Source organism: Burkholderia sp. MR1-5-21 (assembly GCF_053427715.1).
Map to the genome: position 1 here is coordinate 202,604 of NZ_JBSAXD010000014.1, position 13,546 is coordinate 216,149.

13 protein-coding genes are annotated in these 13,546 nt (G+C 58.1%); 12 read left to right on the plus strand and 1 reads right to left on the minus strand.

What is annotated here, in order from left to right:
* The first annotated feature begins 291 nt into the window (after positions 1–291).
* The 8 genes from ACV229_RS20625 (at position 292) to ACV229_RS20660 (ending at position 7,403) form a co-directional block, all read left to right on the plus strand.
* Positions 292–1,533, plus strand: coding sequence for a pyridoxal phosphate-dependent aminotransferase (locus ACV229_RS20625; protein WP_448084946.1), 1,242 nt, complete (start codon positions 292–294; stop codon positions 1,531–1,533).
* Between the two features lie 81 nt (positions 1,534–1,614).
* A complete protein-coding gene (gene pxpB / locus ACV229_RS20630) occupies positions 1,615–2,337 on the plus strand; it encodes a 5-oxoprolinase subunit PxpB (RefSeq protein WP_448084947.1) in 723 nt (240 codons plus the stop codon).
* Positions 2,334–3,350 (plus strand): 5-oxoprolinase subunit C family protein, encoded by a 1,017-nt coding sequence (locus ACV229_RS20635; RefSeq protein ID WP_448084948.1) that lies wholly within the window; start codon positions 2,334–2,336, stop codon positions 3,348–3,350. The genes pxpB and ACV229_RS20635 overlap by 4 nt, the downstream gene beginning before the upstream one ends.
* The gene (locus tag ACV229_RS20640) at positions 3,343–4,131 is read left to right on the plus strand and encodes a LamB/YcsF family protein (RefSeq protein WP_448084949.1); all 789 of its coding nucleotides are present in this window, start codon (positions 3,343–3,345) and stop codon (positions 4,129–4,131) included. The genes ACV229_RS20635 and ACV229_RS20640 overlap by 8 nt, the downstream gene beginning before the upstream one ends.
* The gene (locus tag ACV229_RS20645) at positions 4,124–4,579 is read left to right on the plus strand and encodes an acetyl-CoA carboxylase biotin carboxyl carrier protein (RefSeq protein WP_448084950.1); all 456 of its coding nucleotides are present in this window, start codon (positions 4,124–4,126) and stop codon (positions 4,577–4,579) included. The genes ACV229_RS20640 and ACV229_RS20645 overlap by 8 nt, the downstream gene beginning before the upstream one ends.
* On the plus strand, positions 4,572–5,963 hold the full coding sequence (gene accC, locus ACV229_RS20650) for an acetyl-CoA carboxylase biotin carboxylase subunit (RefSeq protein ID WP_448084951.1): 1,392 nt from the start codon (positions 4,572–4,574) through the stop codon (positions 5,961–5,963). The genes ACV229_RS20645 and accC overlap by 8 nt, the downstream gene beginning before the upstream one ends.
* A complete protein-coding gene (locus tag ACV229_RS20655; protein WP_448084952.1) occupies positions 5,963–6,376 on the plus strand; it encodes an acetyl-CoA carboxylase biotin carboxyl carrier protein in 414 nt (137 codons plus the stop codon). The genes accC and ACV229_RS20655 overlap by 1 nt, the downstream gene beginning before the upstream one ends.
* 115 nt (positions 6,377–6,491) lie before the next feature.
* Complete coding sequence (locus ACV229_RS20660) at positions 6,492–7,403, plus strand: LysR family transcriptional regulator (RefSeq protein ID WP_448084953.1); 912 nt, start codon at positions 6,492–6,494, stop codon at positions 7,401–7,403.
* 121 nt (positions 7,404–7,524) lie between these two features.
* On the opposite strand, the gene ACV229_RS20665 is transcribed toward ACV229_RS20660, so the two are convergent.
* Positions 7,525–8,202: an RraA family protein gene (locus tag ACV229_RS20665; RefSeq protein ID WP_448084954.1), complete on the minus strand. Its 678-nt coding sequence runs from the start codon at positions 8,200–8,202 to the stop codon at positions 7,525–7,527.
* Positions 8,203–8,308: 106 nt separating this feature from the next.
* Between ACV229_RS20665 and ACV229_RS20670 the strand changes: the two genes are divergently transcribed.
* From ACV229_RS20670 to ACV229_RS20685, 4 genes are all read left to right on the plus strand, one after another.
* The gene (locus ACV229_RS20670; protein ID WP_448084955.1) at positions 8,309–9,886 is read left to right on the plus strand and encodes an MFS transporter; all 1,578 of its coding nucleotides are present in this window, start codon (positions 8,309–8,311) and stop codon (positions 9,884–9,886) included.
* Positions 9,887–10,121: 235 nt separating this feature from the next.
* Positions 10,122–11,297 (plus strand): porin, encoded by a 1,176-nt coding sequence (locus tag ACV229_RS20675; RefSeq protein WP_448084956.1) that lies wholly within the window; start codon positions 10,122–10,124, stop codon positions 11,295–11,297.
* 265 nt (positions 11,298–11,562) lie between these two features.
* Positions 11,563–12,471 carry a LysR family transcriptional regulator gene (locus tag ACV229_RS20680; protein WP_448084957.1) on the plus strand — a complete coding sequence of 303 codons (909 nt, stop codon included), beginning with the start codon at positions 11,563–11,565 and terminating at the stop codon, positions 12,469–12,471.
* Between the two features lie 181 nt (positions 12,472–12,652).
* On the plus strand, positions 12,653–13,546 hold the full coding sequence (locus tag ACV229_RS20685; protein ID WP_448084958.1) for an NAD(P)-dependent oxidoreductase: 894 nt from the start codon (positions 12,653–12,655) through the stop codon (positions 13,544–13,546).

A 13,546-nucleotide genomic window follows, 5' to 3' on the forward strand; every position in this document is an offset into this window, starting at 1 on the left:
TACCACGTACCGCATCATGCCAGGTGGGCGCGCCTGTCGTCGCCCCTCGCATTCATCGAAAAATCGACAACTTTTTTCTATCAAAGCCACAAAAATAAGTCGAATTTTAAAAAAATAAGTTCAGATATATTGATTTCAACAAACCGTGCGAACCGAAGTGCTGGAGGGTTCATTTCATAGCCCTCGACGAGGCAATCCGTGAATCTTCACGACCGACGATCGGACATGATCTCTTGGTTGATGCGGATTTATCATGCTCGATAATTTATCGACTCGCACTAGCGTAATTGATTGTTTGTTTTCAATAAATTGATTGAAGCTTATATGAACTCTGAATGGTTATCCGAGCGTGTGAACTCCATCAAGGCTTCTCCCAGCGTGGCTGCGAATGCTCTCGTTGGAAAATTGCGCGAAGCGGGACGGGATATCGCAAACCTCACCGTCGGCGAGCCGGACTTCGATACGCCCGATCATATTATCGAGGCCGCGATCGACGCTCTGCGGTCGGGCGATACGCACTATACGGCCACCGCGGGCACACTTGCGCTACGTCGGGCGATCGTGACTAAGTTGGCGCGGGACAACGGGCTCCAATACACGCCCGATGAAATCGTCGCCGGATGTGGCGGCAAGCACATCATCGCGCACGCATTCAACGCGACGCTGAATTCTGGCGACGAAGTCATTGTCCACGCGCCGTATTGGGTGTCGTATCCGGATCTTGCGATATTGAACGGCGGCGTGCCGGTAGTGATCAACGGCAACGATGCAACAGCCTTCAAACTCCAGCCCGACGAACTCGAAGCGGCAATTACGCCAAGGACGAAGTGGGTGGTGCTGAACTCACCCAACAACCCGAGCGGCGCGGTGTACAGCGCCGACGAGCTCGCAGCGCTTGCGGTTGTGCTCAAGCGGCATCCGCATGTGCTGATCATGGCGGATGAAATTTACGAACACTATGTCTACGACGGTACGCGTCACGTGTCGCTGTTGAAGGTTGCGCCCGATCTGAAGGATCGTACGCTGACCGTAAATGGTGCGTCAAAGGGCTATGCGATGACGGGCTGGCGTCTCGGATATGGCGCCGGGCCGGTCACCCTGATCTCTGCGATTGCGAAGCTGCTGTCCCAGACGACGACATGCGCGACTGCGGTGAGCCAAGCCGCTGCCGTCGCGGCTTTCGCCGGTGAGCAGGAGCCGGTCGAGGTCATGCGCCGCGCGTACGAAGGACGTCGCGCGCTAATTGCGGATGCGCTGTCGGGCATTCCGGGCATGGCATTCGCGAAGCCGGAAGGTGCGTTCTATGTATTCGCGAACGTATCCGGCCTGATTGGCAAGCGGACACCAGCGGGGCAGATGATCCGTTCGGACATCGAACTTGCGGAATACCTGTTGGTAGACGGCGGCGTCGCGACGGTGTGTGGCGCGGCATATGGGCTGTCGCCCTATCTCCGAATCTCGTTTGCGAGCTCGGAAGAGGAAATCGTCGAGGGCTGCCAGCGGATCAGGGCAGCGTGCTCGGCTTTGCTCTGAATTTTCCTAGTTTGCCGGCTGATCCGCACGTGACGATACGGGCGACGTTGGTGAATATATCCGCAAATCGTGTGAAAAACGATGAAATCCACACAAGCGATCATCGATATGCCCCAGTCGTCGTTTCCCGCGTCGGCGGATCGATACGCCCCAGTCGTTAGCCGTGTTGGCGTGGGCGGACTGTTATTCGATCTCAAATGCGATACGTTCGACCTAGCTGTACAAAACCGGCTTTTGACATTGGGGAAGCGATTATCCAGCAAGAAGCGGCAAGGTATCACTGAGGTAGTGCCGGGCGTCAATAACCTGCTCGTGCTGTTCGATCCGATCGCATTGCATCCTGACGTAGCACGCGAGATGGTGCTGACGTGCTGGCCGGAGACTGCAGGTGTCCATTATTGCGGGCGCGAATTCAAAATTCCGGTTGTCTATGGTGGTCGTGCTGGCGAAGACCTGTGCTGGTTAGCCGAACGTGCCGGACTCGATATCGAGGAGTGGGTCAATCTGCATAGCAGCGCGATCTATACCGTCGCTTGTATCGGCGCGATGCCAGGCTTCGGTTATCTGATGGGGATGTCCGCAAGGCTCGCGGCACCGCGTCGCCCCGAACCGCGCCTGCAAATACCCAAGGGCTCTGTGATCATCGGCGGCAGTCAGGCTGGCGTTCAGCCGTGCGCGGCGCCGTCGGGATGGCATCTGGTCGGGATGACTGACGCGGAGTTCTTCGATCCAGAAGCAGAGACACCGTGCTTGCTTGCGCCTGGCGACACCGTCCGATTTGTCACGGTTGCGATAGAAGCATGAACGAATCATCGATCAAGGTGTTGTCGTCCGGCGCTTTGAATCTTGTACAAGACCGCGGACGCCACGGTTATATGGCTGCTGGCGTCAGTCGTAGCGGTGCGATGGACGAGCCCGCATTGGCCGTCGCTAATCTGCTTGTTCGCAATGACATCGATGCCGCTGCAATCGAGATCAATATATTTCCGAAGCGGCTATGCGCGGTCGGCGACGTGACTTTCGCGTGCACCGGAGCGCAATGCCGTGTGACGCTCGATGGCGTGCCGGTGCCATCGTGGTCGCCAATCGACGCACGGGACGGCCAGGTGCTCGTGGTCGAGCCGCCTACGCTCGGAACGCGCGCATATCTTGCATTTGCCGGCGGAATCCGCGTGGACAAGGTGATGGGATCTCGCGCGACTGACCTGAAAGCGGGTTTTGGTGGCTACGAAGGACGCGGACTGAAGCGAGGCGACCTGTTGCCATTGGGCGCCAAGCAGCCGGGTCCATGCAGTTCGTTTGGCGTGGCTTCTCCGGAGCGTGGCGCCTTTCTAGATGAATTGAAGCAAGGATCGATTCGGGTCAGGGTGCTGCCCGCAGCAGAATACGACCTCTTCACGTCCGAATCGATTGCCGATTTCGCCGGGTGTCCATACGAAGTCACCGACGACTTCAATCGTGTCGGTTACAGACTGAAGGGCAAGCAATTGCAACTGATGCGGCCGATCGAGTTGCTATCGCACGGCATTGCTCCCGGAACGGTTCAAGTACCGCCGAGTGGCCAGCCGATCGTGCAGATGTCGGAGGCAAACACATGCGGTGGCTATCCGAAGATCGCGACCGTCGTCGAGTCGGACCTCTGGCGACTTGCCCAAGCCCCCAGCGGTTGCAAAGTGCAATTCGACGTGGTGACCATCGACGAAGCGCTGGTAGCCTTGCAGGAGCAGGAAGCACGACGCGAACGCTATCGCATCCTGCTTCGGTCGGCTGGATTCCGGCTCGACGAAGCGACGAAAGGAGAGACAGAACATGACTAAGCAGAACAACCGAATCGACCTCAACGCTGATATGGGTGAAGGGTTTGGGTCGTGGAAGCGCGGAGATGACATCGCGATTCTGGATGTCGTGAGTTCTGCCAACGTCGCCTGCGGATTTCATGGGGGAGATCCAGAGATCATGGCGCAAACCTTCGATGAAGCGAGGAAGCGCGGCGTGGCGGTAGGCGCACACCCCGGCTTCCCGGACTTGTGGGGTTTCGGGCGCCGCGTTATCCCATTCAGCCCAGGCGAGATTGAGCGCCTCATCGCATATCAGATCGGCGCTGCGATGGCGGTATCGACGTACGCGGGGAACCCGATTGCCTACGTGAAGCCGCATGGTGCGCTCGGTAATCTGACGCAGACGGACGCCGACGTTGCCAAGGCAATTGCAAGAGCCGTGAAGGCGGTCAATCCCGAACTGATATGCGTTACGTTTGCCAACGGCATCATGGTTCCGATTGCTCAGGAACTTGGGCTGGTTACGAAGACCGAGGTGTTCGCCGATCGCGCGTATACGGAACAGGGCCATCTGGTGAATCGCAAGGAGCCCGGTGCGGTACTGCACGATGCGCGGTGGGCGGCCGAACGGATGCTGAGGATGGTTCAGCAGGGTGGGATCGAGACGACGTCCGGCAAATTCATTCCCGCGACGTTCGACACGATTTGCGTGCACAGTGACACGCCAGGCGCAATCGAATTTGCACGGCTCGTCAGGACGACGCTGGAATCGGCCGACATCGAGATCCGGCCGTTTGACGCGGAGCGCGGCAATGAATAGCGATCTGATCGACCGCCTCATCGATCTCTTCGAGTCAAAGTCGCTGCTCGAAATCCGATACGATTACGAAGGTACGTCCATTCGTCTGTCACGTTCTGCGCCGGGAACCGTCGCGACCGATCACGACATGCACGGGCCTGCCGACACGCCCGTGTCGGGTTCTCAGTCGAATTCTTCGGATGGAACGACAAGAACCGAGTCAATTGAGTCCGGGATGGCCGGTACGTTTTATCGCGGGCAATCTCCGGATGCGCCACCGTTCGTCAACGTTGGCGATATCGTCAGCGAGGGCCAGCAGGTCGGTATCGTCGAAGCGATGAAAATGTTGAACGTCGTGGAGGCTGACAGAAGTGGACGCATTGCTGCTATTCGCGTTAGCGATGGAGCGGCTGTTAGGAGCGGGACCGTTCTGTTCGAGCTCGAGATGAACGGAGATGCCCATGTTTGAAAAGGTCCTGATTGCGAATCGCGGTGAAATCGCATTACGAATTCTTCGAGCGTGTCGTTCACTGGGGCTGCGTACGCTCGCCGTCCATTCGCAGGCCGACAGCGGTTTGCGGCACGTTCAGCTTGCTGACGAATCACTCTGTATCGGTCCGGCGTCGGCCGGTCCCAGCTATTTGAATCAGGAAGAAATCATCACGGCGGCAAGGCTATCGGGTGCCGGCGCGATTCACCCCGGGTACGGCTTCCTTTCCGAAAGCGCGGATTTCGCCGAAGCTGTTGAGCGAGCGGGCCTCGTCTTCATCGGCCCCGATTCCCGCACGATCCGGATGATGGGCGACAAGGTCAGCGCAAAACGCGCGATGCGAGAGGCCGGTGTGCCTTGCGTACCGGGATCCGATGGTGTGCTGCCGGCCGCCCCGGCTGCCATCCGGAAAATTGCTGACGAAGTCGGTTATCCATTGATCGTGAAGGCTGCCGGTGGAGGTGGTGGACGCGGCATGCGCATCGTCCGCAAGCCGGGTGAGTTGGCGACCGCGGTGGCGACGACCCGTGAAGAGGCGCAGCGGGCTTTCGGCAACCCGAGTCTTTACATCGAGCGTTTTCTCGAGAATCCGAGACACATCGAGATTCAAGTCCTTGCGGATGGACAGGGCAACGCCGTTTGGCTTGGCGAGCGCGACTGCTCGATGCAACGACGGCATCAGAAGATTATCGAGGAATCGCCCGCGCCAGGCATCTCTCGCGAAGCGGTTACCCGTATTGGCGAGAGGTGCGTTGCGGCGTGCAACCAGATCGGATATCGAGGTGCAGGGACGTTCGAATTCCTGTACGAATCGAACGAGTTTTTCTTCATCGAGATGAACACGCGTATACAGGTGGAGCATGGCGTGACGGAGTGGGTGACGGGCATCGATCTGGTGGCGGAGCAACTGCGTGTCGCCCGCCGGGAAACCTTGTCCTGCAAACAGGAGGACATTGTCTTCGCCGGACATGCAATCGAGTGTCGGATCAACGCGGAACACCCGTGGACCTTCGCACCAGCACCTGGAATCGTGGAACGGTGGCTAGCGCCCGGGGGCATCGGAGTGAGGGTCGATTCTCATCTATATTCGGGCTATGAGGTGCCCTCCCACTATGATTCGCTGGTCGCGAAGCTGATCACCCATGGCCCGACGCGCGAGACGGCGATTGCGCGGATGTTGGGCGCGCTGCGTGAAATCGTGATCGAAGGCATCGACTCGACCGTTGACTTGCACCGGGCGCTGCTCGAGGATTCCGGATTTGTGAAAGGAGGATTCAACATTCACTATCTCGAGTCGCTGCTAGTCACCGGCGCCTTTTCCCATCACGAACGGGGAGCGATGACGAGCCCGGAGGAAGCCTGATGAACGTTGATACACTTGCATGGTTGGTCCGCCGATTGGCGACAACGTCGATCGAGACGTTCGAGTACAAGGATGACTCGGGCCATATTCTGCTGCGCTTTGGTTCGCCGTCCTCGTCATCGGCGACGGCGTTGCCTGACGTGCCGCCGTCGCGTGCACAGGAAACAGCGATCGTTGCGCCGCGTGTGGGGCATTTCTTTTCGACGCATCCGCTCGAGGCGCGGCCGCTTGTGGTCGCCGGTGATCGTGTCGCCAAGGGCCAACACGTCGCATTTGTTCTCGTCGAAGATCGCGTCAGCCCGATTTTCGCGTCGCACGATGGCGTGATCGGAGCGGCCTGCGTCGAGGAGGGAACGCTGGTCGGCTACGGCACGATGCTTTTCCCTCTCGAAGCCGACGAAGGCCGGCAATAGGTGATTGGGAGGGTTTTCCTGCTGCGGTCTATGGACGAGTGCCGCCAGCGGCAGGGCAAGACGTGGCGAGAGGAGTTGCATGTCCGTCGGCGCAGGATTGCGTTGGGAGATAGGTGTGAACACACGATTCATAGAAGCTTTTCTACAGATCGCCCGGCTGCGGAGTTTCAGAGCGGCAGCGGATCAGATGCATCTCACGCAGGCGGCCATTTCCAGTCGAATCGCCTCGCTTGAGGAGGAGGTTGGCGCCAAGTTGATCGAACGGGAGGCGCGTGAGCTGAGGTTGACCGCAGCAGGCATCCGGTTGCTTGAATACGGCGAGCAGATGCTCGGGCTCGAGGAGAAGATCAAACGCCTGGGCAGTCCGAGTCATAACTTGATCGGCCTCGTCAGACTCGGCGCGGTCGAAAGCATTATTCATACGTGGCTGATCGATTTCCTCAAGAGCCTGCAGCGCACCTATCCCGGTGTCACGATCCAACTCACCTCGGAAAATACGGAAGGAATACAAAAGTCGCTTCGGGAAGGACGCGTCGACATCGCACTTCATACTCACGCAACCGACGGCGAAGGCTTGACCAGTATGGCGTGCCTGCCAATCGCGCTCGGATGGATCGCCGAAGCCGGCCGTAAGATCGATCCGAAGTCGGCGCTCGAAGAGATGCTGGGTGCGCCGGCTATTACCATGGGCCGAGGCTCCCATCCCGACCACGTGCTCGGCGAACTTTATCGCCGCACCGGCCTCGCGCCACTGAAGGTGCACCACGTCAGCTCGATAGCGGCGATACTGCAGCTCGTGTCGGCCGGATTCGGCAGTGCCTTGTTGCCGCTGGCCGCCGTCCGCAGCGCAATCGAAGACGGCCAGGTACAAGTGGTCGATTGCGGAATATTACTTCCACATCAGCCCCTGATGGTCAGCTACAGCGCAGTGAATGAGGTGGGGGCGAACCGGGCGATCGCCGAACTCGCGTGTCAGGAGTGTGATCGATTTGTCAGGATGCTGCCGGCCAGGTACGTTGCGAGATGAGTCGCCGATGCCCCGGCGTTCGCACGTGCATATTCCGGTCGCCCCCCTCCCCCGTAGACGTGACCCTGCGGCTTGCGCGTCCGCGATATGGCGTAAGAGGCATGACGATCGGGACTCGTCCTCAGTTAGCCTCTACGACGCATCCGGACCGGGCCAGCGCCGCATCGACCCATGATGTATCCAGGCTGCCGTTGGCGATGTCCTCAACGGTTTTGATCTCCTGCCGGTGTTTCTCTACCGCGGCGGCGAGAACCGTGTGAACATCCTCGAGCGCGATGCATAGCAGACCGTCAGCATCGCCAACAATGAGATCTCCTGGCCGGATCACCATGCCGTCGATTGCGATCGGTACATTAATCTGCCCCGGACCGTCCTTGTACGGGCCCCGGTGCGTGACGCCTGCCGCATAGACGGGGAAGCTCGATTTGCGTAGACCATCCGCATCGCGCACTGCGCCATTGATTACGATTCCGCCAATTCCCCGGCTTGCCGCGTAGCCCGACATCAGTTCTCCGATGATCGCATTCGTGAGATCTCCGCCTGCATCCACCACGATTACGTCGCCCGGGCTCGCGAGATCGATCGCCTTGTGAACCAGCAGGTTGTCGCCTGGCCGTGTCTTGACCGTATAGGCAGGGCCGCAGAGATAGGCGCCGTCGTGCATCGGGCGCAATCGAGCGCCGGCGGCCGTGAGACGCATCATGACATCGCTGATGTTCGCGACCGGAACGTCATGGAACGCATCGACGATGTCTTTCGTAACTTCGTGGGTCCGGCGATAAATATGGCTCAAGCTCATTTGTCTAATGTTTTGACACGTTGATCATTGGGAGCGCGCCCCGAATTAATTCGGTACATTTTTAGTCTACGGCACAAAATCAGAATGTACTCGTGCATGATATGCGATGGGTTATGCCTTGATGACATACGTGAATACAGGGGCTCATACGCTGCGTGGCGGTACAAAAAAAGTGATCGCGATGATAGAAAAAATCTCGGTTTTTCAAAAAAAACTTGCGATAAGGTTTTCTCGAGCCAAAACCGAATTGCGAGGTTACGAAATGGGGAACCGACTTGAAATGCCCAACAATCAGATTGCAGTGTTCGATGGGCGTGCGACCGAAGCCGCTGCGCAGATGACCATATCGAAGTCGGAGGGCGAAATTGCCGCCCGGCTTGACCGCCTGAAAATCGGCAGGTTCCATTACCGGACCTTCGGGCTCATCGGAGCCGGCCTGTTCATCGATTCATTCGAACTCCAGATGGCGGGTGCTGTCCTGGGCGCCCTGCTGGCGAACCATTGGAGCACGACGCAACTGAACGCATGGTTCATCTCTGCGACTTTCGTCGGTTTCCTTATCGGTGCGTGTTTTTCTGGCGTGCTGGGTGACAAGTACGGCCGCCGCTTCTGCTATCAGATCAATCTCGCGATATTCGGCCTGAGCTCTCTCGCCGCGGCACTCGCACCGAACATGTACGTGTTGATCGGACTCCGTCTCCTGATGGGAATCGGGTTGAGCGGCGAACTGGTACTCGGCTACGCGACCTTGAGCGAATTCATGCCACCTGCCAAGCGTGGCAATTTAGTCGCATTGCTGTCATTCACCACGCAATGCGCGCTGTTCGTCGCCGCTCTCTCCGCATATTGGGTCATTCCAAATCTCGGATGGCGCTGGATGTTCGGCATCGCGGGCGTAGCCGCGGTAATCCTTTGCCTGATTCGCAAGACGATGCCGGAATCCCCGCGTTGGCTTGCATACAAAGGGCGTTTCGAAGAAGCCAGCGCGATCGTGACGCACGCCGAGTACGAGTGTGGCATCGACGAGACGGCGCCGGATCGCACGAACCAGCAAATCGAATCAGTCGAGGGCAAGCTCAGCGACCTGTTCCGGAAAACCGAGGTCGCCAAACTGGTGATCGGCATCTCGATCATGATCACAATTCAGATCTGCCTTTACGGCCTGATCAGCTGGTTGCCGTCGTTCTTCGTCCAGCAAGGCTTCAGTATCGGAAAATCGCTCCAGTGGAACATGATCATGACGCTCGGCGGTCCGACCGGCGCATTCATAAGTCTGCTGCTTGTCGACCGAATCGGCCGGAAACCCATTATCGTCACTTCGGCAATTAGCGCGTCTATTTTCGCAGTCGTGTATGTCTGCCAGTCCAGCGAGATCGGTTTCATGATATCCGGATTCCTGATGATCGCATCCATCTATGGGATCCTTGTTGTCGGGCAGGCGGTATACATGCCGGAGCTTTTTCCGACGCGCCTGCGCATGCGAGGGAATGGGCTGTGCAGTGCGGTAGCACGGATCGTTGCGGCAGCGATTCCGTTCGCCATTCCGGTTATTTTCAATGCCGGCGGGATCCGTCTGGTGATCGGCATCGTGGGCTGCGAGCTGGTGCTGTTCGCGCTGGTCATTGCAGTGCTCGGGCGCGAGACGTTCCACAAGTCACTCGAAGAGTCGTCTGTCGCCGTTTGATTATTCCATTCGCGACATCGGGAGATGGTCATTCAAGCCAGGTTGCTCCCGTCTCTCGGTCGAGATTTAATGCTAGCCGCTATCGAATCAGTGAAAATTTCCTATTCCTGTTTCTGCTGAAATTATTTTGGTAGGGCGGGGTATTTTGCAATATATGTTTCAAATAAATCTCTGTGATTGTTTATCGGAGAATTAGATTTTCAAATTTACTTAATTTTTAGATTATTTAAAGAAGATGAAGAAATTTATTGGGTTTGGGGTAATGGTGCTCGCCTGCACCGCACACGCGCAGTCTTCCGTTACGCTTTATGGCATTGTCGACGCGGGGTTGACATATACCTCGAGTTCCGGAGGCCGTCCTCTGTTGGCGATGACGTCCGGCAATCAAGGTTCGGATCGATGGGGGTTGAGGGGCACGGACGACCTGGGGGACGGGTTCAGGACGATCTTCACCCTGGAGGGCGGTTTCAGTATCGTTAATGGCGCGATCGGTCAGGGCAGCACCTTTTTCGGACGCCAGGCATTTGTGGGAATCGCGAGCGATTCATGGGGCACGTTGACGCTCGGTCGACAATATGCGTCGGCGAATACCGCGGTGGGGCCATTCGAGTCAGGTGGCGACTGGGCCGCGCCAGGCGCCACGTTTGGCTCGCATCCGGGCGACCTCGACAATCTGGACAATACCAACCGTGTGAATAATTCAATCAAGTTCCAAAGTCCGAATTATGGCGGCGCCGCATTTTCGGGGTTTTACAGCTTCGGTGGACAGGCTGGCCAGTTTTCGCGCAATCAGGTCTACTCGCTGTCTGCAACCTACGCGAGTGGTCCGATAGCTGTCGCGGTTGGCTATCTGAATGCCAGAGATCCCAATTTTTCGCTCTGGGGAACGAAGAGTACTGACAGTGCCACCGCCAGCAACATGAAGAATCCGGTATTCTCAGGCTACGCATCGGCGGCGACGCAGGAGGTCATTGCTGCGGCAGGATCGTACACGATCGACAAGCTGAAGGTCGCGCTGGTCTACAGCAATACGCGCTTCGACAATCTCGGCGCGAACGCCATCTCCGGTTTGGCCGCGAAACAGACGGCGTATCGCGGCAACGCCGCATTCAACACCGGCGAACTCAATCTTAAGTATCAGCTCACACCGGCCTTGTTGCTTGGCGCGGCGTATTTTTATACGAGAGGAAATGGTCCCGATGGGAAGGCGAGCGTGCACTACCAGCAAGTCAACCTCGGAATCGACTATTTCCTGTCGAAGTTGACAGATCTGTACCTGATCGGTGTCCGCCAATACGCGTCTGGTACCGATTCGACAGGCGCATCGGCAGTTGCCGCGATCAGCGGCACGACAGCATCTCGTTCAAACACGCAAACGCTGGTGACGGCGGGTATTCGGCACTCGTTCTGACCGTTGCTTCGTCGCCTGACATTTGGTGCCGGCGTCGCTGTGGGGAATCGTCACGGAATCGTCGTGGGCCGGGCGTCATCGTCGGGCAGTAAATTGCTTTTGGGGGGGCAGAATGACCACGTGGGGGCCGCCCTCCGGGAATGAGCGCAAATTCTCGGAGCAGCTTCGCGATCATCGCCCAGCAACTCGGCATGACTGATCCCTTGTGCGAAAGCCGTTGAGGCGTAGAATTTCCGGCGGACACATCATTGCTAAGGGATTCACGATGAATTTCCGTCTGCGGCAGATGGAGGTATTTCGCGCCGTAATGCTGACAGGATCGATCAACGGTGCCGCAAAATTGCTGTTCGCTTCTCAGCCCGCCGTCAGCAGAATCATTTCCCATACGGAGCAGACCCTCGGCCTGACGCTCTTTAACCGGGTAAAAGGCAAGCTTTTACCGACGCCGGAGGCGGAGGCGCTGTTCCGCGAAGTTGACGACTTCTATCAGCATGCCGTTCGTATCAACGAATTCGCACAGGGACTGACGCGCGGACCAGCGGGCGTGCTGAACCTTTGCTCGAGTCCGTGCCTGAGCCGAGGAATGATGCCGCGCGTGATCACACGCTTCGTGCAACGATATCCCGAGATTCGGGTCAATTACCGTACCACGCTGCTGAACGGAATGGCGCACGAAGTGCTGAGCAACGCCGCGGACCTGGCGGTCTCGGTTCTGCCGCTCGATCATCCGAATCTCAAGGTCCAGCCCTTTACGTCCGGGCGCATGGTTGTCGTTGTTCCGCGTGGCCATGAATTGACGCAATTCTGTAGCATCAGCATCGCGGATCTGTCTCGTCATCCGCTGATCGCCCATCACCCAGGCATTCCGTTCGGACAACTGGTCGGCGCGGCGTTCAGGAAGGCGGGGGTAACCCGGCTTTCGCGAATCGACGTTCACCAGACGGACGTTGCCTGCTCTCTGGTCAGGGCGGGCGCCGGCATCGCGCTCGTGGACCAATTCACTGTGGAAGACATCGGTTGGCCTGATCTCCAGGTTCTCCCGTTGTCGGAGGACATAACGCTCACGCCCAGTATTGTGCGTTCAGTTTTCGATACGAGAGCCACGCACGCCGATAAATTCATTGAATTGCTGATCGAGGACGCGCGAGCCCGCGAGCCTTCGCTCGCGGCCTGATAGTTCGCCCGTGGTGGAAACTGTGTCGTGCGTGGATGGGTCATTAACGTGAAGCTATAACCCATCCCAGAAACAGAATTTTCCAACGAGGTCGCATGCGACCTACGATGCACGGATCGCGGGACTGTCAACGCTCCGGCCTGCGTCAACCAGAGCATCACGATTCGGAGAGTCATACATTATGAAAGTCGGTCTGATCGGCTTGGGCAACATCGGCTTTCACTTCGCAACACGTCTCCTTGACGCAGGCCATGAACTGGTGGTGCACGATCGCAATGAACAAGCACAGAGCGCGGTAGTCGTAAAAGGCGCGCAGGGCGCGCGAAGCGCATTGGAGATCGCGAGCCTTTGCGATGTCGTGTTGCTTTCGCTGCCGGTGCCGGCGGTCGTCGCACAAGTCGCTGCCGAGCTTGCAGATGCGCCCGGTCGCAAAGTCCGTATTGTCGTCGACCTGTCAACCACCGGGCCGTCGGTCACACACCAGGTCGATGCAATGCTCGACGCAAAGGAAATCGCGCTGGTGGGTGCCCCTGTGAGCGGTGGAACCGTCGCCGCCGAACATGGCACGCTGGCCGTCATGGCTGCGGGTAGCGACAGCGCCTATCGTATCGTTGAACCGCTCCTGCACGTCATCGGCAAGAAAATCTTCTATCTCGGCGCCGATTCGAGCCTCGGGCAGACGATGAAGATCATCAACAATACGTTGTACGCGGCCAGCCTGATTGCGAGTAGCGAAGCACTGGTCTATGGCGTCAAGGCCGGCCTCGATGCGAAGACGATGCTCGAGGTCCTGAACGTATCGAGCGGTCGCTCGTTCGCGACACTCGAGCGAATCCCGCAATGCGTTCTGGACCGCAGCTTTCCCGTCCGGTTCACGACTGAATTGCTGCACAAGGACGTCAAGATGTGCCTCGACGAGGCGGAAAAGCTTGGCGTGCCGATGCGAGTCGCTCCCGCCGCGCGCCAGTTTCTTGCGTTCGCGATTTCGCAGGGTGACGGCGCGAAGGATAACGCCTGTGTGATCACTTATATCGAGCGCTGGGCGGGCGTGCAGTTCGGGCAGCAACCGGCTTGA